This window comes from Burkholderia sp. 8Y (genome assembly GCF_902506145.1).
Classification (GTDB): Bacteria; Pseudomonadota; Gammaproteobacteria; order Burkholderiales; family Burkholderiaceae; genus Caballeronia.
The window spans coordinates 1,236,571-1,256,854 of sequence record NZ_LR733519.1; the positions used below are offsets into that span (position 1 = coordinate 1,236,571).

Below are 20,284 nucleotides of genomic sequence, written 5' to 3' on the forward strand. Positions count from 1 at the left end.
GGCGTTCCTGCTCACTGCACGGGGAGAGATCGTCATGGCCCATTTGAACGAGCTGTTGCACGCATTGCGCGACGGATGCGATCGCCCGTTCAGCGACGCGCATGCGATGCCGCCCGGCGTGTACACGTCGGCGGACTTTCTGGCGCTCGAAGAAGAGCACATCTTCTCGCGCGAATGGCAATGCGTCGGGCGCGCGAGCGCACTGAAAGCGCCCGGCGACTATCTGACTGCGCGCATCGCCGCGCAACCGGTCGTCGTCTTGCGAGACGAGCAAATGCAGCTCAAGGCGATGTCCAATGTCTGCTTGCATCGCATGTCGATACTGCTCGAAGGGCGGGGCAACGTGCGGCGCATCGTGTGCCCTTATCACGCCTGGAATTATTCGCTCGATGGCGCACTGAAGGGCGCCCCGCTGATGGAACGACAGGAAGGCTTCTGCAAGGACAGCTACAGGCTGCCCGCCGTGCGATGCGAAGAATGGCAAGGCTGGATCTACGTGACGCTCGACCCGAATGCGCAACCCGTCAGCAAGCAACTCGGCGAACTGAATGCGCTGATCGACGCCTACGGCATGACCGACTACATCGAAACTTTCCACGAAGAACATGTGTGGGACACCAACTGGAAGATCCTCGCCGAGAACTTCATGGAGAGCTATCACCTGCCCATGCTGCATCGTGCGACGGTAGGTCCGCACTCCCGCCTCGAAGAGATGGAATGTCCGCCGGGTCATGCGGCGTTCAACTATCACTGGATCATGAAGGAAGCCTCGCTGCCCATCGGTAACGCTCACCCGGACAACACGCGCTTGTCGGGTCACTGGCGCAAGACGACTGCGCTGCTCGCCATCTATCCGACCCATCTCGTCACGCTGACGCCCGGTTACTTTTGGTATCTCGTGCTCCAACCGCAGGGCGTCGGCCGTGTGCATATCCGCTTCGGCGGCGGACTTGCGCCGGAGTTCATCGCCGATGCCGAAGCGAACGCGCATATGGCCACGCTCAAAAAGCTGCTCGACGACGTGAACGCCGAAGACAAGCGCGGCGTGGAAGCGGTGTTTCGCGGCGTACAGGCACCGTTGGCGAAGCCGGGACATTGGAGCCATCTCGAACGGCCCAACTATGACTTCGCGCGGTATCTCGCGGGCAAGCTGAAACCGCAATAGAACGACAGGACGCCATCACGATGTCGAACCCTTCCTTCATCTCATTCTCGGGTGTGAGCAAATCGTACGACGGCACGAATTACGTCGTTGATGGCTTGAACCTCGACGTACGCAAGGGAGAATTCCTGTCGCTGCTCGGGCCATCCGGTTCGGGCAAGACCACCACGCTGATGATGCTCGCGGGTTTCGAATCGCCGACGCAGGGCGAGATTCGGCTCGATGGCAAGCGGCTCGACGACAAGCCGCCGCATCGGCGCGACATCGGCATGGTGTTTCAGAACTACGCGCTGTTTCCGCATCTGACGATTGCCGAGAACGTGGCGTTTCCGCTTTCGGTGCGGCGCATGAGCCGTGCGGAGCAGAAGACGCGCGTGAAGCGCGCGCTCGACATGATCGAATTGCCGCATCTGGCTAACAGGAGGCCCGCGCAGCTTTCCGGCGGGCAACAGCAGCGCGTGGCGTTGGCACGCGCGCTCGTGTTCGAACCGAGCGTCGTGCTGATGGATGAACCGCTCGGCGCGCTCGACAAGCGTCTTCGCGAGACCATGCAGTACGAAATCATGCGGCTGCATCGCGAGCTATCGCTGACCATCGTCTATGTGACGCACGATCAGGCCGAAGCACTGACCATGTCCGACCGCGTGGCCGTTTTCTCCGATGGGCGCATTCAGCAAGCGGCCACGCCGAGCGAACTCTATGAAAACGCGCAGAACGCGTTCGTCGCGAACTTCGTCGGCGAGAACAACGGCCTGACGGGACGCGTCGTGAGTTGCGACGACACCTGGGCGACGTTCACGCTTTCCGATGGCAGCATCATTCGCGGTCGATGCGAATCGGGCCTGCGCGTCGGCGACGAAGCCATGCTCGCGCTGCGCCCCGAGCGCGCGCATATTCCGAGCGCGGAAGGCATGCATGTCGACGAACACGACAATGTCGTTCGCGCCCGCGTGAACGAAACCGTGTACTGCGGCGATCATCATCGTGTGCATCTGACGCTCGGCTCGCGCGACGCGATCGTCGTGAAGCTCCCGAATACGCAGCGTCACGCGTTGCCGTCATCCGGCGACATGATCGACGTCGCATGGCGTCACGACGACTGCAAGATTCTCGCGGTGAGTGCCGCGCCTCGCGCCCCCGCGACCGATTCCCCCACCGCGACAACCCCTTCTCTCATCACGACCGCACCCGCAGGAGCCAACTGACATGCGCAATCAATTCAAAGCACAATGCGCCGCACTCGCCCTACTCGCATTCGGCAGCATGACGTCATATGCAGCGGAAACGCTGCACGTGGTCACGTTCGGCGGCGCCTTCGAAGCCGCGGCCAAGAAGGCGTGGATGGACCCGTTCACGCAAGCGACCGGCACGCAGTTCTCACTCGAATCGTATGACGGCGGCCTCGCCAAGCTCTCCGCGATGGAGCAGGCGAAGAACACGACCTGGGACTTGATCGACCTCGAAACCAACGACGCGATCACCGCATGCGACGAAGGGCTGCTCACGAAGTTCGACAAGAAATCGCTCGGCAATACCAGCGACTTCCTCCCCGGCGCGCTCAGCGATTGCGCGGTCGCGAGCATGGTCTGGTCGACGGTCTATGCGTATGACACGAGCAAGCTGAAGAGCGCGCCGTCCACCGTCAACGACTTCTTCGACACGCGCAAGTTTCCCGGCAAGCGCGGGCTGCGCAAGTCGCCGAAGGTGACGCTGGAGTGGGCGCTGATCGCGGATGGCGTCGATCCCAAGGATGTCTATAAGGTGCTTGGCACGCCCGCAGGCGTCGATCGCGCATTCAAGAAGCTCGACACGATCAAGAAGGACATCGTGTGGTGGGAGTCGGGCGCGCAGGCGCCGCAGTTGCTCGCCGACGGCGCGGTCGTGATGGTGCAGGCCTATAACGGCCGCATCGACGATGCCGTGAAGAAGGATCACAAGCCTTTCAAGTCCGTCTGGGATGCGCAGGTCTATGACTTCGAATGGTGGGGCATTCCGACTGGCGCGAAAAACGCCGATCTGGCTGCGAAGTTCATCGTGTCGCAGGCGCAGCCGAAGGCATCGGCGGATCTGTCGAAGTACATCGCGTATGCGCCGCCGCGCAAGGATGCCATCGCGCTCGTCGACAAGCAGCGACTCGCCGACATGCCGACCGCGCCCGACAACTTCAAGCGCGCCGTGCAAATCAACGCCGGGTTCTGGGCCGATAACGCGGACGCCATCAACAAGCGTTTTCAGGTCTGGTTGACTCAATAAGCAGCCAAGGCGCACGAGAGGACGAACATGCCCGTGATTCGCGCTCCGACCGCCGGCGCTCCCGCGAGAGCCGATGGCCGCGCGTCGTATGACAAGGCGCAACGACGCGCATCGATGCGGGCGCTCCTGCTCGCGTTGCCGCTGATCGTCTTTCTGCTGTCGACTTTCATCGCGCCTATTGCGCTATTGCTCGCGCGAAGCGTGCAGAACCACGAAGTGCCGGACGGCATGCCCGCGCTCGCGCGCGCATTGAACGCATGGGACGGTCAGCGCGTACCGGATGAACATACGTTCGCGCTGCTGGCATCCGGCTTGAAGGAAGCACAGGAAAGCGGTCAGCTCGGAATGATTGCGCGGCGTCTCAACTTCGCGCAGCCGGAGTTTCGCAGCTTGTTGATGCGCACTGCGCGCAGGCTTCGCGACGACACGCCGAAAGCGTGGAAGCCCGCGTTGATCGATATCGACGAACGCTGGAATTCCCCGGAAGTCTGGCGATTGCTCAAGCGTGCTGCGGCATCGCCGACGCCGGACTATCTGTTATCCGCCGTCGATGCGCAGGTCACGCCGCAAGGAACGATCGCGTCGATGCCCGCCAACGCGTCGGTCTATCGCGAAGCCTTCGTCCGCACGATATCCATTAGCGCGACCGTCACGCTGGTGTGTCTCGTGCTCGGCTATCCGGTCGCCTGGCTGCTCGCGAACTTGCCCGCAAAGACCAGCAATCGTCTGATGCTCTTCGTCATCGTGCCATTCTGGACGTCGCTGCTCGTACGCACGACGGCGTGGTACGTGTTGCTGCAACCGGGCGGCGTCATCAACCGCGTGCTGTCGGGCCTCGGACTCGCGACGCATCCGGTGCCGCTTATCTTCAACCGCACGGGCGTGCTTATCGGCATGACGCATGTGCTCTTGCCCTACATGATCCTCGCGATCTACTCGGTGATGAAGAGCGTGTCGCCCGTCTATATGCGGGCCGCCAAGTCGCTCGGCGCGCACCCGTTCACCGCGTTCGTGCGCGTGTACGTGCCGCAGACGCTGCCTGGCGTCGGCGCAGGATGCTTTCTCGTCTTCGTGCTCGCGCTCGGTTACTACATCACGCCTGCGCTGCTCGGCGGCGCCGGCGATGAGATGATCAGCCAGCTCATCGCCATTCAGACGAACACGCAACTGAACTGGGGCCTTGCGGGCGCGCTGTCGGCATACCTCGTGATCTTCACGGCGGTGTTCTATTTCCTGTTCAACCGCATCGTCGGCATCGACCGGCTGCGCTTCGGTTGACTCGACACATCCGGGGGGAACCTCATGCCAGACCAACGCAACACGGTGCTGACAGAACGCATCGCCGCGGGCTGGGTGCGCCTGCATACCGCGCTTGTCCTGTGCTTTCTGATTGCGCCGATCCTCGCCATCATTCCGCTCTCGTTTAATTCGGGCTCCTACTTTTCCTACCCGATGGAGGGTTTCTCGTTCCGATGGTACGAGAAGGCGCTGACGAGCGGCGACTGGCAGCGCGCGTTGCTGAACAGCATCGGAATCGGCGCGGCGTCGACGTTGATCGCAACGTGCCTTGGCACGCTCGCGGCGCTCGGGCTATCGCGCTCGCAGTTTCCGCTGCGCTCGGTCATCATGCCCATCCTGATCTCGCCGATGATCGTGCCGATCGTCGTCGTAGCGGCCGGCTTCTATCTGATCTTCGCGCCCCTGGGGCTGGTGAATTCCTATCCCGGCGTCGTGCTCGCGCATGCCGCGCTCGGCACGCCGTTCGTCGTCATCACGGTGACGGCGTCGTTGCTGTCGTTCGACCAGAGCCTGCTGCGCGCCGCATCGGGCCTCGGCGCGACGCCGTGGATCGCGTTTCGTCGCGTCACCTTGCCGCTCATCACGCCTGCCGTCGCCACGGGAAGCGTATTCGCATTCGCGACATCATTCGACGAGGTGATCGTGATCCTCTTCATCGGCGGACCGGAACAAAAGACGGTGCCGCGTCAGATGTGGAGTGGAATTCGCGACGCCATCGACCCTTCCATTCTCGCCGTCGCGACGATGTTGATCGTCTTCGCCGTCTTGCTGTTTGCAAGCATCAACCGGTTGAGGGCGCGGGCGTTGGCGGCTAATCAGGCGTTGAGTTGATTAGCGTCGCGGTAGGAGACGCACAGTGCGCGCCCGGCCGCCATTTGTTTGATGTCGCTGAGTGTTTGCGAAGCGCAAGTCGGGCCTTGTCGATCCACGCTAAATAAACGCCCTCAGGGAACGCTTACAGGAGGATCCACGATCGTTCTAATTGATAAGCCAATAGCGCGAGCGTGCTCTTGATGATGCGTCGACGCGCTTCAGCTTTCTGGCTCTTTAACTTTGCAATACGTCAAAGCCGGTTCTATCCTAACCGATACGGTTGCCAGATCGTTTGCTCATTCGGCAATGCGCGCAACGGACAAAAAGGGTGAAGACATGCGTGCTATCGTCGTTTCAGTCTTTTTGCTGCTGCACCTGTCGGCGGCGTTCGCAGGAGGCGAAACGCCCGAGGTGTTCGACGCTCAAGGCAAGTTCGTCGGGGCACTGGACGATTACGGCGGCCCCGGCGTTTATCTGACAGTCAACGGCGCTGTCGCCTTCGTGCCGATAGAGCGCGTCATCGTCTCGGGCGACGGCGGCCCGCAAACCGTCTATTCCGCCACGCAATTCAGATGGTCGGGTATGAATGCAGTCGACTTCACCTCGTCCGACTGCAGCGGCACGCCTGTCATCACGTTGACCACGGGCGTGCGCCCATCCACGACCATACGGCTAGGCAACGACGTCACGTTATACGTCGCGCCCGCCATCAACTCCGCCCCGGTAACGATCGGATCCGTGCGGTCGGGTCCGACCTTCACTTGCGCGGCTGCGAGCACGCCGGTCACGGAATACGGCTGGTTCACCGAAAGCACTTTCTCGCTGACCGGCGCTTATCCCGAGCCGCTCACTATCCGCATTCCGGCAGACATGCAAAGGCGATGGCGCTAGCCGAGGCGCCCCCCGCAAACGCGTATTTACTGAAGAATGACTGTGGCTTCGAGGTGCATGCCATGCGCGGAATAATGCTTTTGACGCTGCTCTTTGCGAGCGCGATAACGTCGTTCGCCGATGAAACGGAACACCATCATCATCGGCACGTTCTGCACGTCTTCGACGCGAACGGCAAGCCGGTAGGCGTTTTCAGATATGCCGACGGCAGCGCGGGTATCTACCTGACGGTGGATGGGGCGCAGGTGTTCGTGCCGATCATGCGGCGGCAAGTGTCGGGCACCGGCAACCAGATCGTCTATTCGGCAACCGAGTTCACGTGGGGATGGTACTTCATGAATCAGTTCTATTCGGCCGATTGCAGTGGTGCGCCGCTCGTGCCGACCAGCACTGCAATGCGGCCTTCGTTCACACTGAGAAAAGGCTCGGACGTCACGCTGTATGTCGCGCCCGAGACAAACTCGCAGTTCCTGAGCGTCTCGTCCTACACCCTGGGCACCAACGGCCAATGCCAGCGTTATACTTCGCCGCTTACGACGGCTGGCTGGCCGGTCGAGTCCAGCCGTGTGGTAACGCAGGAACATCCTGAGCCGTTGTCGATTCACTATTGAACCGCGAGAAGCGTGAACGCTCGCGTTTGTCCACCAATCTCGGCCCGCTTGGCCGGCATGCAATCTGTTTGATTAGCATTACAGAGTAATGCATCGTCGACCAATTTTCAATGGATTGAGGTTGGCGAACGAACGGACCGTAAAATCGTCTGTACGGAAGCGCACATGATTTGATTAGTGTCACGAAGTGTCGATCTAACGCCCCCGGCTTCATGCATACTTCATTGCAGTCATCCCGGACGGATTCCCCCAATAGCGCGATGCATTCATCGCCGCGATGTCGCGGACGGCCAGCCGCCTAAAGTCTGGCCTTTCCATTTGCACGAGAGGCTACCCATGGCCACTACTTCAACCAGCCGCCGCGCGTTCGTTCAAGGAACGTCCGCGGCGCTGGCGCTTGCCACGCTTCCAAGATTGAGTGTCGCGCAGACACCGACCGTTATTCGGCTCGAATGGCAGGCGTTCAAGATAACACCGCAGTACCAATCGTACTTATCTGCCATTCAACGGATGAAAAGCTTTACGAGCGCCTCGGACAACCGCTCCTGGCAGTATTGGGCCAATATCCACGCAAACTACTGTCCGCACAGCAAAGCGTATTTTCTGGCCTGGCACCGCGGCCTCCTTTCGCTCTACGAGAAACAACTTCGCACAGCATCCGGCGACAGCAAAATCGCACATCCGTACTGGGATTACTACACCTATCCGATCATTCCATCCGAATTCACCGACAAAGCAACCGGCAATCCGCTTTACACACCGCGCGTGAACACCAGCGCCTGGCCGGCACTGAGCATGACGCCTTTCGGGACGGGGGTGACCAACTTTCAGTTCGGGCTGAACAATGCGTTCGAGACCAATCTGGAGAACGCTCCGCATGATCCGGTGCATGACATTATTGGCGGCTATCTGGCGGATATCGCCACTGCGGCGCTCGATCCGCTTTTCTATCTCCATCATACGAACCTCGATCGTCTGTGGAACGCGTGGTCCCGCCGTTCGACGAGCAGGCTGCCTGCGGCGACCAACACGTATTGGAACGGCCAATTCACCTATGCCAGCGGCCTGACCATGAGCCGCTCGCTGACGCGCACCGTCGCCGGCCTTAATTACGACTACGCGAATGACAATATGCCGACTGGTTTGCCGCCCCAGGCCCAGCAGGGGCGCATCATTCGCGTGCAGGCGCAAGTCACGGCGCTCCAGGTGCGGCCGAAGCTGCGCACGTTCCCGGCAACGCCGGGGCGCACCGTTTCGTCGAACCGGCTGTCGCTCGGCGGCTTGACGACGATCCCGCTCGACAACAATTCGATTAGCGCCGGCATTCCGCTTCAAAGTTCAAGCGCGAATGCGCTGCGTGACGCGCTCGCGACATCTCCAGCGGCCGACCTGAGCAATCCGGCAGCCGGGGCCGCGAATGGGCAAGCGCAGTCGCCCGCGGCCAGTCAAGGGGGCGGACAGGCCAAGAACGCGGGCCGGTACGTCAAGCTCGTTTTGGACGGCCTGAACGCATCGCCAGCGGGTCAGGCCGGCGGCTACTTCTATAACATCTACGTCAATCTGCCGCCTTCCGGCGATGTCGATGCCGTCGGCCCGATGCATTTTGCCGGCACCATCGGCGCATTCGAAGTGTCCGTGGCCGTGCATCATGCGGGCGGCAAGAAAGAGTTCGACATTACGTATCTGCTGGCGAGTCTCGGCGTTACCGATCTCAGCCAAGTCGTCGTGAGCTTTTCCCGTATCAATGGGTTGAACGCTGCACAGGGCAACGTGGTGTCGATTGGGGAGATGCGCGTGGAATTGGGCACGGACGCGCCCTGATACGAAAGCGTCTTTGGTCGAGTTCGACACGTGACTGCCCGCGCGAATCGCTTACGATGACTCATCGAAAGCGATTCGCGCGGCTTTTTTTGCATATCGCGATGCTTCGCACGGCCATGAACGACGACAAGAAAGCGCAATTGCTATCGGAGATGGCCCGATACCTTCGAGTGAGTCTCACACGCTTCTCGTGCGACCTACTCGCTTTCCGGCATCTTGGACGAATGATGGCTCGTGATTAGCCATCTATGGCCGTTCCATACGTATGTGAAGGTATAACGCGCTTTGACTGCGGAGCCGTCCTTGAACCTGAACGTATAGACACCCGCATCGATCGCCGTGTTGCATTCGATCATGATGTCGCGGAAGTCAATCGTGCCAACGGGCTTGCTCTCGAGGAAATGCTTGAAGTAATCCAGTTTATCCTCGACCGACAACCTCGGCTTGTTCGAGACAGTCGGCAACAGAATGGAGCGCGGCGCATAGTTCGCGACCACCTTCTGAGGATTCCCCGTCTTGAGCGAATCGTTCCAACGATCGAAAAGCGCGGCGATCTCCTTGTCGGAAGTCGACTTGCATGTTTCGGTCTTCGCGAGCGTGGCGCTGCTGGCGCCGGCCAGCACGGCGGCTGCGATGCATCTCGATAGGTGGTTCAACGTTACCCCCTTCGTCGAACGCGATGCCAGCTACGGTCCACTTCACTGATGCTTCAAGATCTTTATAGTTCAAGATCCGCCCGAGCCCAATAGGTTTTCGTCGCGACGGCGCGCCATCACGCACGCGCGATCCGGTGCACTAGCCCACCGTTCGCTGTATTCGACTGCACGGGATCTTAGGGAGTGCAGAGGGCGACGGCGGCGCGGGGTACTAAGGGCAGGGATTGATTCGACGAAGCCCTCTTACGACTCACGCGGGGGCCCGTCGATGTGTCGCGAACCACGACCGCTATTCGATATCCGCTCGGGATAAAGAGGTTATCTTCACCTTCCTTCGTTGCGGCGCCCGCCGAGGAATGACGTAAGTGCATTCCCCGGTATCGGCGCTACGACTTCCCATCCACGTCTTGCGGCTTCGACGACGAAACGGGTTGCACTACATCTGAACGTCTTACTTTGCCGTTGCCTCGGCACCCGTCCAACCTCGCGTGGGCGCTCTGTCGGCGCTGCGCGCGAGAAGGCACACGACGCCCGCAGCGATGATGTCGAACACCGCCAGAACCACGAACAGCGGGCTATATCCGACCTGTGTCACGAGCACGCCGAACAATGCCGTGAATGCCGCTGCGCCGAGATAACCTGCCATGCCGCCCATGCCGGTGGCCGTCGCGACTTCGTTCTTGCCGAACATATCGGAGGTGATCGCGTAAAGCGCACCTGACAATGTCTGGTGAGCAAAGCCGCCGACGCACAACAGCGCAATTGCCGCATATGGGCTCGCCACCAGGCCGACGCATGCCGGTCCGATCATGCACAGCGCGCCAAGCACGAACACCATCTTGCGCGACGTGAACAACGAAACCTTCGCGTACTTGTGAAACAGCGGGCTCAGATAACCGCCAAGCACGCAGCCGATATCGGCAGCCAGGAACGGCATCCATGCGAACATCGCGACTTCTTTCAGGTTCATATGCCGCTCGGTCATCATGTAGAGCGGAATCCACGCATTGAACGTCTGCCAGGCCGGCTCCGAAAGAATGCGCGGAATGCCGATCGCCCAGAAGTCACGGCTGCCGAGCATGGCGAGCCAGCCACGCCGCGTATTGCTGCCCGCATCGCTGTGCATGGCCTCCTGTCCGCTCAGGATGTAATCGCGCTCGGCGTCGCCCAGCAGTTTCTGCTTGCGCGGATGCTTGTAGAGCGCCATCCACAGCACGCACCACACGACGCCCGCGACGCCGACCAATACGAACGCCAGTCGCCAGTCTCCGTGCATCAGCGCCCAGACGACGAGCGGCGGCGCCAGCAGCGCGCCGATCGACGAGCCGATATTGAACCAGCCGATCGCGACCGACCGTTCCTTCGCCGGAAACCACTCGCTTGTCGCCTTCACGCCGGCAGGAATGCCGGCCGCCTCGGCCACGCCGAGCAGGCCGCGGAAAAATGCCAGGCTGCGCCAGCCCGTGGACCACGCCGCCGCCGCGCATGCGAGCGACCATGCAAGCGCGAACGCCGCGAAGCCGATCTTCGTGCCCACTGTATCGAGCAGAAAGCCGGCAACGGGCTGCATGAACGCATAGCAGAGCTGCCACGCGACGACGACGTGCGCGTACTGCTCCGTCGTCATGCCGAGATCTTTCATCATGCCGGGCGCAGCCACGGACAGCGTGTTGCGCGCCAGATAGTTGATGATGAGGCCGGCTGCGACCAGACTGACCATCCACCAGCGGATGCCTTTGATTTTCATGCCATGTCTCCTCGTGACTCTTCGATGCTTCAGGACTGCTTCGCCGCAGTGCCCGTCCGGTCGTCCGCAGCAGCGTCGTCGCGCGAATAATCGATGCCGACAAAGCCGCCGCCCTGGAACCGCTGACCCAGCGCGTCGAGCGGATTGGGACGCGCGAGAATGTCCTCCGCGTAGTCCTCGGCGTTTTGAGTGGGCTGATAACCGAGACGCGCGGCGCCGCTGTTGTCCCACCAGCTGCGGGAATTGGCCGACACGCCCCAGACGGTCAGGAAGCCGACGTCATCCGCGTCGATACAGCGATCGAGGAAATGCATCAGATCGCGATGGCCGAACCAGGTGCTGAGATGGCGCGGCTCGGTAGGCCGTTCGAGGCAACTGCCGATACGCACGCAGATGCTCTCGATACCGTGCTTGTCCCAATACATCCTCGCGAGCGATTCGCCCCACACCTTGCTCAGCCCATAGAAGCCGTCCGGGCGCAGTTCACAGTCGAGAGCGAGATGCTCGGTGACCGGATACATGCCAATCGCGTGATTCGAACTCGCGAATACGATGCGCTTCACCCCTTGCCGGCGTGCGCCTTCGTACACTTCGACCAGCGCGCGCAGATTGTTTTCGATGATCTCGGGCAGCGGGCGCTCGACGCTCGTGCCGGCGAAGTGGACCAACACATCCACGCCTTCGAGCAGCCGGTCGACCACGGCAGGATCGCGCAGGTCGCCGTGCATGACGTCCTCGCCTTCGACAAGGGGCGTCAGCGCCCTTGAACCTGCCGCCGAACGTACCGGCGTGCCGCGCGCGACAAAGGCAGCGCGGACGACGGAACCAAGCTGGCCACCCGCACCGCTGAGGGCGATAGACTTCATGGGATTTCCTCTCCGGGTTTGCGCGGAACGCCCCGTGATCAACCACCACGCGATGCATCGGTCCGCAACGAAAACGTTGTACGATGACGTACTATCTCACGCCGGCATTGTGCCTGCCAATCGCGTGTATACCCTCGTGATTTCAGGGCATTGGCTGCAAGCTGGCCGTAGGAAAAGGTTTTCCAAAAGAAGACACTCATACGACGACCTATTTGCACCGACGTGCGCACGGTTTTCTTGGGGCGGCGCGGTCCGGCGCGCCCAAGACGAACGACTTGACCGGTGATCGCGTAGCGTCCGTCTGTCGGGCGCATGGTCGGCAGACCGCTGTCACAACAGGTGCTAGCCGCTCAGCGCATCGAGTGCCGCGACCAGTGCGCCGCCTTACGCGGGATGAACGGCGGTCCTTCGGGAACGTGGTCGATCTGCTCACGATGGAGTCGAATAGCGAGCACCCGAAACGCATCGGGTGTGCGGAACTTCCGAAGTCTGCTTAGGTAGACAAGGGTATGTTCTTCGACTTTGGCGGCCACCCGTGTGATTCGCTGTTGCAGCGAAGAACGATCGCGTCCGTCTTGAGCCGCGCGGCCCAGCCGGTCTTCTGCAAAAGGCGGGAACCGGAGGAAGTCCGTGCGTGTTGAGGTACGAGGCTCAGGAATAGGCTTCCATTACACGTTCAAGCTTGAGCCAATGTGCGCAATGCGAAAGGCGCTTCGAGAGCATCGCGCTCCATAGAGCAGAATCGCTCCTCCCGGGCAACGCGTGTGCGTCGAGTCACAACTGCGATTCAATCGGCAGGATGCCGAGCATCCAGATGCCCGCGCGCTTGAACGCCGACACGCCCGGCTCGCTTTCGAGCACGGTCGTGCTTCCATTGGCGTCGGTATCGACCCAGACCATCCGCGTGCCGCCGTTCCCGTCATCCTGCAACTCGACACGCCACGCCTTTCGATCGATATTGGCGCCGATACCATCCGCCACTTGTTCGGCCGCTGCCGCGCTTTCGCAATAGACACCAATCTCCGTATTCAACTCGATGGAACGCGGGTCGAGGTTCATGGAACCGATGAAAATGCGCTTGCGATCGAACACGTAAGTCTTCGCGTGCAGTGACGCCTTGGATGAGCCGAACGTCGATTTTTTCGTGCTCTTGTCATCATCCGTCGATGCGACAGGCTTCAACTCATACAAGCGCACGCCTGCTTCCAGCATATCCTTGCGATAGCGTTGATAGCCGGCGTGCACCGCGGCGACATCGGTGGCCGCGAGGGAATTGGTCAGCACCGTGACACGCACGCCGCGCGATGTCATCGACCGAAGCCAACGTACGCCTTCATCGCGCGGAACGAAATAAGGCGACACGATCAGCATGTCCGTGTCGGGATCGAGCTTCAGGGCCTTTATTTGCGACATCAAATGGCCCTCGGTGTCCCCGGGCGCGCGTGTGATCTTCGCAGGATCGTCATAGAGAAGCGTCGCCTTGCCCCATGAAAACGCGGTGTCGCGCTGTTCAATGACAGTCGCGAGGCGCTCGCGCACTTTCGCGACATAAGGCGAATGAGTTTCCGACAACAGATACGCGTCGAGTTTCTCGCGATATGCCACTAATGCGTCGGGATCGGCGTGACGTCGCATCAGATGCTCGATCGGATAGGCCGCATCCGAGTTCCAATAAAGATCGAACGCATTCGATACTTCACGTACGACAGGTCCATGCACGAGCACATCGAGATCGCCGAATGCGACCGTGCTCGATGCGCCGAAGTACTCGTCGCCGATATTGCGGCCGCCGAGAATCGCGGCCTGATTATCGGCGATAAGCGCCTTGTTATGCATGCGACGATTCACGCGAAAAAACTCCGCCGCCGAGCCCAGTCTCTTGAAGGTGCGGTTCGCCACAGGATTGAAGAGACGCACCTGTACGTGCGGATGCGATGCCAGCGCGAGAAGAAATTGATCGTCGGCGTTAGTGCCGAGGTCGTCGAGGAGAAGACGCACGCGCACGCCGCGATCGGCTGCACGCATGATCGATGCGGCCATCTCTCGCCCCGTGAGATCCGCATGCCAGATGTAGTATTGGAGATCGAGCGTGCGATCGGCGGTCTCGCTCAGAATCACGCGCCCGATGAGTGCATCCGTGCCGTCCGATAGCAGGTGGAACGCATTGTCGCCGGGATGCTCGGTCTCGCTCGCCGCGAAGGACTTGCCGAGCCGCGTGTTCGCGGTGTCGGTGAGGGCGTGAGTTTCGTCGCGTCCTGCTTGCGGCGGAAGGCTCGCACATGCCGTCATCAACAGCATTAACGCAACCGCGAACCATGTACGAAGTTTCATCGCGCACCCTCGGCTAAGTTGACGTGCTCTGAGCCAGGCGCCTCCGTCAAATGCGCGCACGCATGCCTTTGACAACTTCTCAGAGGACGTCGCGTGCGGCTTGCGCCGCGAGCGAACTTCGATACGATGACTATGGCGTTCGCAAGGGTTCTCGTCCCATCAACTAGGCGCGGTGGTCGCGAAGAAATCTGAAGAACTCAACGCCCTCTTGCAGGCGCCGCTTCATCATCTCCCAACTGACCAGCATCTCGCGAACGATTTCCCAAATCTTTGCCGGCCTGAAATAGAAACGCTTATAGAACTCTTCGACGGCGAGAAAAATCTCGTCGCGCGACAGATGAGGATAGCCGATAGTCGAGGCTTGAGTGCCTGCCGAATTGACGAGCGTGATGACTTTGCTTTCTTCCAGCCATCCGTTCTGCAATGCTTGCTTGTGCAGGACCGTCCCCGGATACGGTGCGGCGAGCGACACCTGGATCGTGTGAGGATTGATTTCTTTCGCGTATTGAATCGTTTTCTGTATCGTCTCGCGGGTTTCGCCGGGAAGCCCAAGAATGAAGGTCCCGTGAATCTTGATCCCGAGCTTGCGGCAATCGTCGTTGAAGCGGCGCGCCATGTCGGTTCTGAGCCCCTTCTTGACATTCACGAGTATCTGATCGTCGCCCGATTCGTAACCCACGAGCAGGAGCCGCAGTCCGTTTTCCTTCATCACTTTGAGGGTTGAATACGGCACGTTCGCTTTCGCGTTGCACGACCACGTGACCCCGAGTTTGCCCAGGCCGCGAGCGATCTCCTCGGCTCTCGGTCTCAGATCGGTGAAGGTGTCGTCATCGAACATGATCTCCTTGACTTCGGGCATGTTGTCCCTGATCCATTTCACTTCCTCGAGTACGTTCTCCACCGAGCGCGTCCGATAGCGGTGGCCTCCAACGGTGTGCGGCCAAAGGCAGAAGGTGCATCGAGATTTGCAGCCTCGGCCGGTGTAGATCGATACATACGGATGCTTGAGGTAGCCGCTGAAGTAATTCGCACTCTTGAGGTCGCGCTTGTAGATGGGTGCAACGAACGGCAACTGGTCCATGTCTTCCAGGATCGGCCGGGCCTCGTTGTGCATGATGCCGCCATCGGGCAAGCGATAGCTGAGGCCGAGAATCGATTCGAAAGGAAGTCCCTGCGCGATGTCCCGACAGGTAAAGTCGAACTCTTCGCGACATACGAAATCGAGCGCATCGCTTGCGGTAAGCGAGCCGTGAGGATCGACCGCCACCTTTGCTCCGACCATCCCGACGAGGATGCCGGACTTGCGCTGTTTTAGAAGCTCGACGAATTGCACATCGGCCGAGAACGATGGAGAACTCGTATGAATAATGACCAGCTCGTATGCCTGGGCGATGTCGAGCGTCGTATCCAGAGACAGACCTTCTGCAGGAGCGTCCACGAGACGACAGCCCTCGACCAGCGCCGCGGGCTGTGCGAGCCACGTCGGATACCAGAAGGATCGAATTTCGCGCCTCGTCTGAAACCGCGAGCCCGCTCCGCCATCGAAGCCGTCGTATGAAGGAACCTGTAAAAACAGCGTTTTCATGAATGCCCTCGAGATAACAGCGTGCTTTGGGGGAAACAGCCGCCCGCAAAGACTTGCAGGATATTGGCGAAGTCCGCAGATTCGCTCAAGCTTTCAGAAGCCGTACTGAGCACTACAACCGGGATCAACGCACCTTCCTTCGCAGGAAAGCGATGAGTTGAAGATGCATTGCCCAAGAATACTATGGCCGCGAACGGCTGCAATGCAATCCTTCGATGCAGCGTCCTCAACTGCGCTCACGGTTTCTTACGCTGAGCGTCATCGAGACATGGAGAAGAAGCATTGAGATGTAAGACAGTGCTTCACAGCGGGAGGCGATACGGACGGCGTCCCCGCCGGCAACGGCACGTACACCAGCCCGGCGGAATTTCTGTTGATGGCAGGCGTTCTCGCCGTTGGCCTCTGCCGATGCTCGCGCGACTCCTCGACGCATACTGGTCGCCGTTCTGAGAGTGGCGGCTGCTCGCGACTTCGCTCATCCGGATGCGCTTGAGGCGATGATGTCGAACGCCGAAAAGTCTCCACAGATGTGGATGCTGGCAGAGGAAGCCGCCGCTGCTGTCGGCGATACGGGGACGTATCTGCAAGTCATTCGCGGTGCGGGCGTAATCATGGAAACCGGCTCATAGGCAGTGCATGAATAGCGTTCGCGCATGAAGCGGACCGTTTGCTCGCGACGCGCATACCGAACGATCTCGCGAACGCATTTAGGCGCGCTTCGCTCCGCGTGAACTGCAGCGCAGAAGCAGGCATAAGACTAATCTGCTGCGACGTCAGCTTCACGGACTGCTCGACGGGGCAGCGCGCGCTTTCCGCGAGAGTGGAAGACCTCGTATCGCACAAGCACGAGTTCGGCCATATACGTAGGAGGCCGAACGAATTGCGCTTAGTGTCCGATAATGAGTATAGGCAGCGAAATCTTATCGCTCGCTTAAGAGATAGCCGACTATGGGTTGGCCTTTAGACAAGCGAATCTGGCGTTCCATTACGCGCATCGGCTTGTCGAGCTTGATCTGGATGGCGGATGGGTCGCGACTGTGCTTGCTCCTGACCTTCAATCGACACGACTCCAGTTGACGGACTGATGACGCACAGCCATGTGTCGCATTAGTGAAAGAATCGACAGGGAGGCGTCATCGCCTGCGCACAGGTGAACGGCGAAAGTGCTGCAATAGTCGCGCAAGACGATGGACTGCTCTTTCCGATGCACATCGCCAATCCCATTTGCGGTTCGATTGTCCGCATCGAGGCGTCGACGCGCATGCTCTGAGCGCCGGGAGCCCGTCCGACAAAGGCTGGACTGCTCAGCGGTAGGGGTATCCGTTAGAGTCGTGAATGAGGACTAGACTGGGAATATAACGGGAGCCAGTCATGAAACTGCTTGTGCTTGTCTTCGCGGCATTGAGCCTCGCGACGCCGGTCGCTCGCGCGCAGTCGTACCAAAGCACGGAAACGGACATGCGTGCGCCTCAAAACAATCCGAAGCTGATGCCAAACGCGCCGCTTGGCAGCCAGTATCCCTCGCACGGCAATGTGCAAGCAGGCGAGTTGAACCTGAACCCTGCCGATCCCCGTGCACAGATGGTCAACGGGCTGCCCAACAATGCCAACGACGGCGGCTATGGCGCGCCGCTCGCCGGTAACAAGGCAAACGTCGCGCCTCGTGACTGAGCGCAAAACGAGCCCTAGTCAGTCCGCCAAACGCGTATCGCGGATTGATGACGGGTACGGGCAGCAACGACGGCATGGGTTCGCGGCGGCGAACGGCGGGCGCGTCGGCATGTGCGCTGAAGCGCGGAGGCGGCTCGCTAATAGACGGTCAGAGGGCTTTGCTTCCTCGCGCGAAGTGCTCGGCTGCAGCTAACTCCTCTGTGGTGCCATCTCCAGCGCAGCCACGATCGCCATCTCTTCGTGCATCGCGGACTTCAAACGTGCGTCCGGCATCACGCGTTATGCGCAGCAGAATCTCGAGCAGCAAGTCGAGGACTGCAATTCACCATGCCGAGCGGCGGGCCGCACAGCGCCGAGGCCGACAGCAATACGCTGGGACAGTCTTTCGTCCGCATTCGCGGATGCGTCGATTCGCTGGTGGTTCGTGCCGAAGGTGCTAAGCCATGGCACTGCGGAACGCGTTAGCGAACCTATGTAGACACTTCATACGCGACGGCGGCCCTTGTCGCTGGAGGTGCGATTTCATAGGGGTCTGCGGGGAAGACCATTAGTTGCGTATCAACGCAAACAAGTGTTACTCACGCCTTCAACCGTTTATTGGACGGCGGCGGATCGCCAGCTCATTATCGTTGGACCGGCCGCTTCACGTGAGACTCACACCGAAGCGTGTGGCGCCACGAAGGAACCACGTCAGCAAGGCGCCCATTCGTATCCTGGTTGGCTATCGCGGACGAATGGGCCTTCGAAGGATGCCTCAAGGACGTGCCATCCCTCCTAATGAGGGTAGAGCCCACCCCTGCTAATCGAGGCTGTTTCAATCCGCGCAAAGTTCTATCGTTCTATTCGTGCACTGACCTTCTCTTTGCGCGTTCGGTAGCTCGAAGGCGCCCGCAATTGCCTCATCGTGTCGCGCGAGTTCGAAGCTGCCTTGAGAGGACAGCGTCTTAACGTTAAGTCCTTCCGAAACAACCCCGCGTTCGGTTCGAAACGTTCGACAGGGCAACGACTTTGAGTCTTAGGACTTGACACATTGAGTGCTGGGCAGCAGTCAGATTTTGTCCCTCACTAGTCGTCACGGAGATAGACTATGTTCGGAAAACATTCTCTTCGCGGCTGCCTGTGTGGTGATAGCAGCCGATTTGCAGGCGATTCGTGACGCCGCGGATGCGGTGGCGCTAACTATCACTACGCAACCATAGCGTGATTGGAAACTATTAGGAGAACTACGATGAAAGCGAGAATTATCGGCACCTTCCTCGTCATGGCGTTGTCCGCCGGATGCTATGTGCTTGCACACGGCGACGGTCCCATGACCTACTACATGGACGACAATTCGCTGTTGTCTCAACACCTGGACGATAACCCCGCGCTGGCGAGCAATCCGATTGCGACTGTAGTCACGCGGCAAACCGTCGAGACGAGCCGGTGAGTTTCTCCGTTCGCTTAACGTGGCGCACGAATTCGGGTCTACAGTTTCTCGGTCGTGCTCTCCTCCCCCATCGCGGCCACTCTGCTGTGCAATCTCCAATTCCCGATAAGCGCGGCGACCTAACCCTGCTAAGCTACCGCGGTTAAGTCGACCATTGCATCACGCGTTCGCTTTTTTCGACCACTGCGCATACCACTTGCGGAACAATTCGAACTGCGTTTGCGCATAGCGACGCTGCGCTTCGCTGAGGACGTCTGTTTCATTGAAGTGAAGCGTGTATTCCTTGTCGCCGTTGAGCACCATCAGATACTTGTAATACAGCACCAGATCCGTGCCTTCATCGAACGATGAAAGCACCCCGAGCGCCGTTTCCAGTTCACGGGCCTGACGGCGCGCGATGACGTCCCCATCGCCCGCCTTGCGGCACAGATCGACCAGATGCAAGACTTCGCGCGGCAGTGCATTGCCGATACCGGTAATCGCGCCTCGCGCGCCGCAGTTGACGAAGCCGTGGAAGACCTGCGTGTCCACGCCCGCCATCAACGTGACATTCTCGTCCTGGCTGGTGATGTGCTCGGCGGCATAACGCATGTCCGCTGCTCCACCGAACTCCTTGAACCCGATCAGGTTCGGATACTTGGCCCGCAGTTCGAAGAACAAATCGGCGCGCGTGGCAAAGCCGTAGTAAGGGCTGTTATAGATGACCGCGGGCAGTGCGGGCGCCGCTTCCAGGATCGCGGAAAAGTGCGCCTTCTGCGCGGCAGGCGAGGCACCGCGCGACAGCACGCGTGGAATGACCATCAGGCCGCTAGCGCCTACCTTGGCCGCATGCGCTGCATGCGAGACGGCCTCTTTGGAATTGACCGCACCCGTGCCGACGATGGTCGGGACACCGGCATCGACCAGGCGCGCCACGCCTTCCTGACGCTGCGCTTCGGTCAGGAGGGGCCAGTCACCCATCGATCCGCAGTAGACCACTGCGTTCATGCCGAGGCCGACCAGCTCCCGCGCTTTAGCGACGAGCGCGTCGTAGTCCGGCGTGCGCTCGGCCGTGCACGGCGTCATGAGAGCCGGAATGGTGCCCGTGAAGATGTTGTTGCTCATGGTGTGTCCCTCGACGTTCGGTGATAGTGATCCATGAATCGGACT

17 protein-coding genes are annotated in these 20,284 nt (G+C 60.2%); 11 read left to right on the forward strand and 6 right to left on the reverse strand.

Features of this window, described 5'->3' with window-relative positions; all coding sequences use genetic code 11:
- Positions 1-34 precede the first annotated feature (34 nt).
- From GV035_RS05425 to GV035_RS05460, 8 genes are all read left to right on the forward strand, one after another.
- Positions 35-1,165, forward strand: coding sequence for an aromatic ring-hydroxylating oxygenase subunit alpha (locus tag GV035_RS05425; RefSeq protein WP_159833973.1), 1,131 nt, complete (start codon positions 35-37; stop codon positions 1,163-1,165).
- Positions 1,166-1,185: 20 nt separating this feature from the next.
- The gene (locus GV035_RS05430) at positions 1,186-2,367 is read left to right on the forward strand and encodes an ABC transporter ATP-binding protein (protein ID WP_159833974.1); all 1,182 of its coding nucleotides are present in this window, start codon (positions 1,186-1,188) and stop codon (positions 2,365-2,367) included.
- 1 nt (position 2,368) lies between these two features.
- Positions 2,369-3,415: an ABC transporter substrate-binding protein gene (locus GV035_RS05435; RefSeq protein ID WP_159833975.1), complete on the forward strand. Its 1,047-nt coding sequence runs from the start codon at positions 2,369-2,371 to the stop codon at positions 3,413-3,415.
- Positions 3,416-3,442: 27 nt separating this feature from the next.
- Complete coding sequence (locus GV035_RS05440; protein WP_159833976.1) at positions 3,443-4,693, forward strand: ABC transporter permease; 1,251 nt, start codon at positions 3,443-3,445, stop codon at positions 4,691-4,693.
- Between the two features lie 24 nt (positions 4,694-4,717).
- A complete protein-coding gene (locus GV035_RS05445; RefSeq protein ID WP_159833977.1) occupies positions 4,718-5,545 on the forward strand; it encodes an ABC transporter permease in 828 nt (275 codons plus the stop codon).
- A gap of 222 nt (positions 5,546-5,767) precedes the next feature.
- Entirely contained in the window at positions 5,768-6,418 is a 651-nt protein-coding gene (locus GV035_RS05450; protein ID WP_159833978.1) for a hypothetical protein, read from the forward strand.
- Between the two features lie 62 nt (positions 6,419-6,480).
- The gene (locus tag GV035_RS05455) at positions 6,481-7,029 is read left to right on the forward strand and encodes a hypothetical protein (RefSeq protein WP_159833979.1); all 549 of its coding nucleotides are present in this window, start codon (positions 6,481-6,483) and stop codon (positions 7,027-7,029) included.
- A gap of 336 nt (positions 7,030-7,365) precedes the next feature.
- Positions 7,366-8,850 (forward strand): tyrosinase family protein, encoded by a 1,485-nt coding sequence (locus GV035_RS05460; protein ID WP_159833980.1) that lies wholly within the window; start codon positions 7,366-7,368, stop codon positions 8,848-8,850.
- A gap of 197 nt (positions 8,851-9,047) precedes the next feature.
- On the opposite strand, the gene GV035_RS05465 is transcribed toward GV035_RS05460, so the two are convergent.
- From GV035_RS05465 to hpnJ, 5 genes are all read right to left on the reverse strand, one after another.
- The gene (locus GV035_RS05465) at positions 9,048-9,473 is read right to left on the reverse strand and encodes an SgcJ/EcaC family oxidoreductase (RefSeq protein WP_442859546.1); all 426 of its coding nucleotides are present in this window, start codon (positions 9,471-9,473) and stop codon (positions 9,048-9,050) included.
- A 484-nt stretch (positions 9,474-9,957) separates the two neighbouring features.
- Positions 9,958-11,253 carry an MFS transporter gene (locus GV035_RS05470; RefSeq protein WP_159833982.1) on the reverse strand — a complete coding sequence of 432 codons (1,296 nt, stop codon included), beginning with the start codon at positions 11,251-11,253 and terminating at the stop codon, positions 9,958-9,960.
- Between the two features lie 29 nt (positions 11,254-11,282).
- Positions 11,283-12,119 (reverse strand): NAD-dependent epimerase/dehydratase family protein, encoded by an 837-nt coding sequence (locus GV035_RS05475; protein WP_159833983.1) that lies wholly within the window; start codon positions 12,117-12,119, stop codon positions 11,283-11,285.
- Between the two features lie 774 nt (positions 12,120-12,893).
- Complete coding sequence (locus GV035_RS05480; RefSeq protein WP_159833984.1) at positions 12,894-14,450, reverse strand: phospholipase D family protein; 1,557 nt, start codon at positions 14,448-14,450, stop codon at positions 12,894-12,896.
- 163 nt (positions 14,451-14,613) lie between these two features.
- Positions 14,614-16,035, reverse strand: a complete 1,422-nt coding sequence (hpnJ, locus tag GV035_RS05485) for a hopanoid biosynthesis associated radical SAM protein HpnJ (RefSeq protein ID WP_159833985.1) — start codon at positions 16,033-16,035, stop codon at positions 14,614-14,616.
- Between the two features lie 395 nt (positions 16,036-16,430).
- Between hpnJ and GV035_RS05490 the strand changes: the two genes are divergently transcribed.
- From GV035_RS05490 to GV035_RS05500, 3 genes are all read left to right on the forward strand, one after another.
- Positions 16,431-16,664: a hypothetical protein gene (locus GV035_RS05490; protein ID WP_201303909.1), complete on the forward strand. Its 234-nt coding sequence runs from the start codon at positions 16,431-16,433 to the stop codon at positions 16,662-16,664.
- Positions 16,665-17,406: 742 nt separating this feature from the next.
- Positions 17,407-17,706: a hypothetical protein gene (locus GV035_RS05495; protein WP_159833986.1), complete on the forward strand. Its 300-nt coding sequence runs from the start codon at positions 17,407-17,409 to the stop codon at positions 17,704-17,706.
- 1,228 nt (positions 17,707-18,934) lie between these two features.
- Positions 18,935-19,135: a hypothetical protein gene (locus GV035_RS05500; protein ID WP_159833987.1), complete on the forward strand. Its 201-nt coding sequence runs from the start codon at positions 18,935-18,937 to the stop codon at positions 19,133-19,135.
- 159 nt (positions 19,136-19,294) lie between these two features.
- On the opposite strand, the gene GV035_RS05505 is transcribed toward GV035_RS05500, so the two are convergent.
- Entirely contained in the window at positions 19,295-20,239 is a 945-nt protein-coding gene (locus GV035_RS05505; RefSeq protein WP_159833988.1) for a dihydrodipicolinate synthase family protein, read from the reverse strand.
- Positions 20,240-20,284: the final 45 nt, after the last annotated feature.

Coding starts and splice junctions, on each gene's coding strand:
- GV035_RS05425 (WP_159833973.1), top strand. CDS start 35: ATGGCCCATTTGAACGAGCTGTTGCACGCATTGCGCGACGGATGCGAT.
- GV035_RS05430 (WP_159833974.1), top strand. CDS start 1,186: ATGTCGAACCCTTCCTTCATCTCATTCTCGGGTGTGAGCAAATCGTAC.
- GV035_RS05435 (WP_159833975.1), top strand. CDS start 2,369: ATGCGCAATCAATTCAAAGCACAATGCGCCGCACTCGCCCTACTCGCA.
- GV035_RS05440 (WP_159833976.1), top strand. CDS start 3,443: ATGCCCGTGATTCGCGCTCCGACCGCCGGCGCTCCCGCGAGAGCCGAT.
- GV035_RS05445 (WP_159833977.1), top strand. CDS start 4,718: ATGCCAGACCAACGCAACACGGTGCTGACAGAACGCATCGCCGCGGGC.
- GV035_RS05455 (WP_159833979.1), top strand. CDS start 6,481: ATGCGCGGAATAATGCTTTTGACGCTGCTCTTTGCGAGCGCGATAACG.
- GV035_RS05460 (WP_159833980.1), top strand. CDS start 7,366: ATGGCCACTACTTCAACCAGCCGCCGCGCGTTCGTTCAAGGAACGTCC.
- GV035_RS05470 (WP_159833982.1), bottom strand. CDS start 11,253: ATGAAAATCAAAGGCATCCGCTGGTGGATGGTCAGTCTGGTCGCAGCC.
- GV035_RS05475 (WP_159833983.1), bottom strand. CDS start 12,119: ATGAAGTCTATCGCCCTCAGCGGTGCGGGTGGCCAGCTTGGTTCCGTC.
- GV035_RS05480 (WP_159833984.1), bottom strand. CDS start 14,450: ATGAAACTTCGTACATGGTTCGCGGTTGCGTTAATGCTGTTGATGACG.
- hpnJ (WP_159833985.1), bottom strand. CDS start 16,035: ATGAAAACGCTGTTTTTACAGGTTCCTTCATACGACGGCTTCGATGGC.
- GV035_RS05495 (WP_159833986.1), top strand. CDS start 17,407: ATGAAACTGCTTGTGCTTGTCTTCGCGGCATTGAGCCTCGCGACGCCG.
- GV035_RS05500 (WP_159833987.1), top strand. CDS start 18,935: ATGAAAGCGAGAATTATCGGCACCTTCCTCGTCATGGCGTTGTCCGCC.
- GV035_RS05505 (WP_159833988.1), bottom strand. CDS start 20,239: ATGAGCAACAACATCTTCACGGGCACCATTCCGGCTCTCATGACGCCG.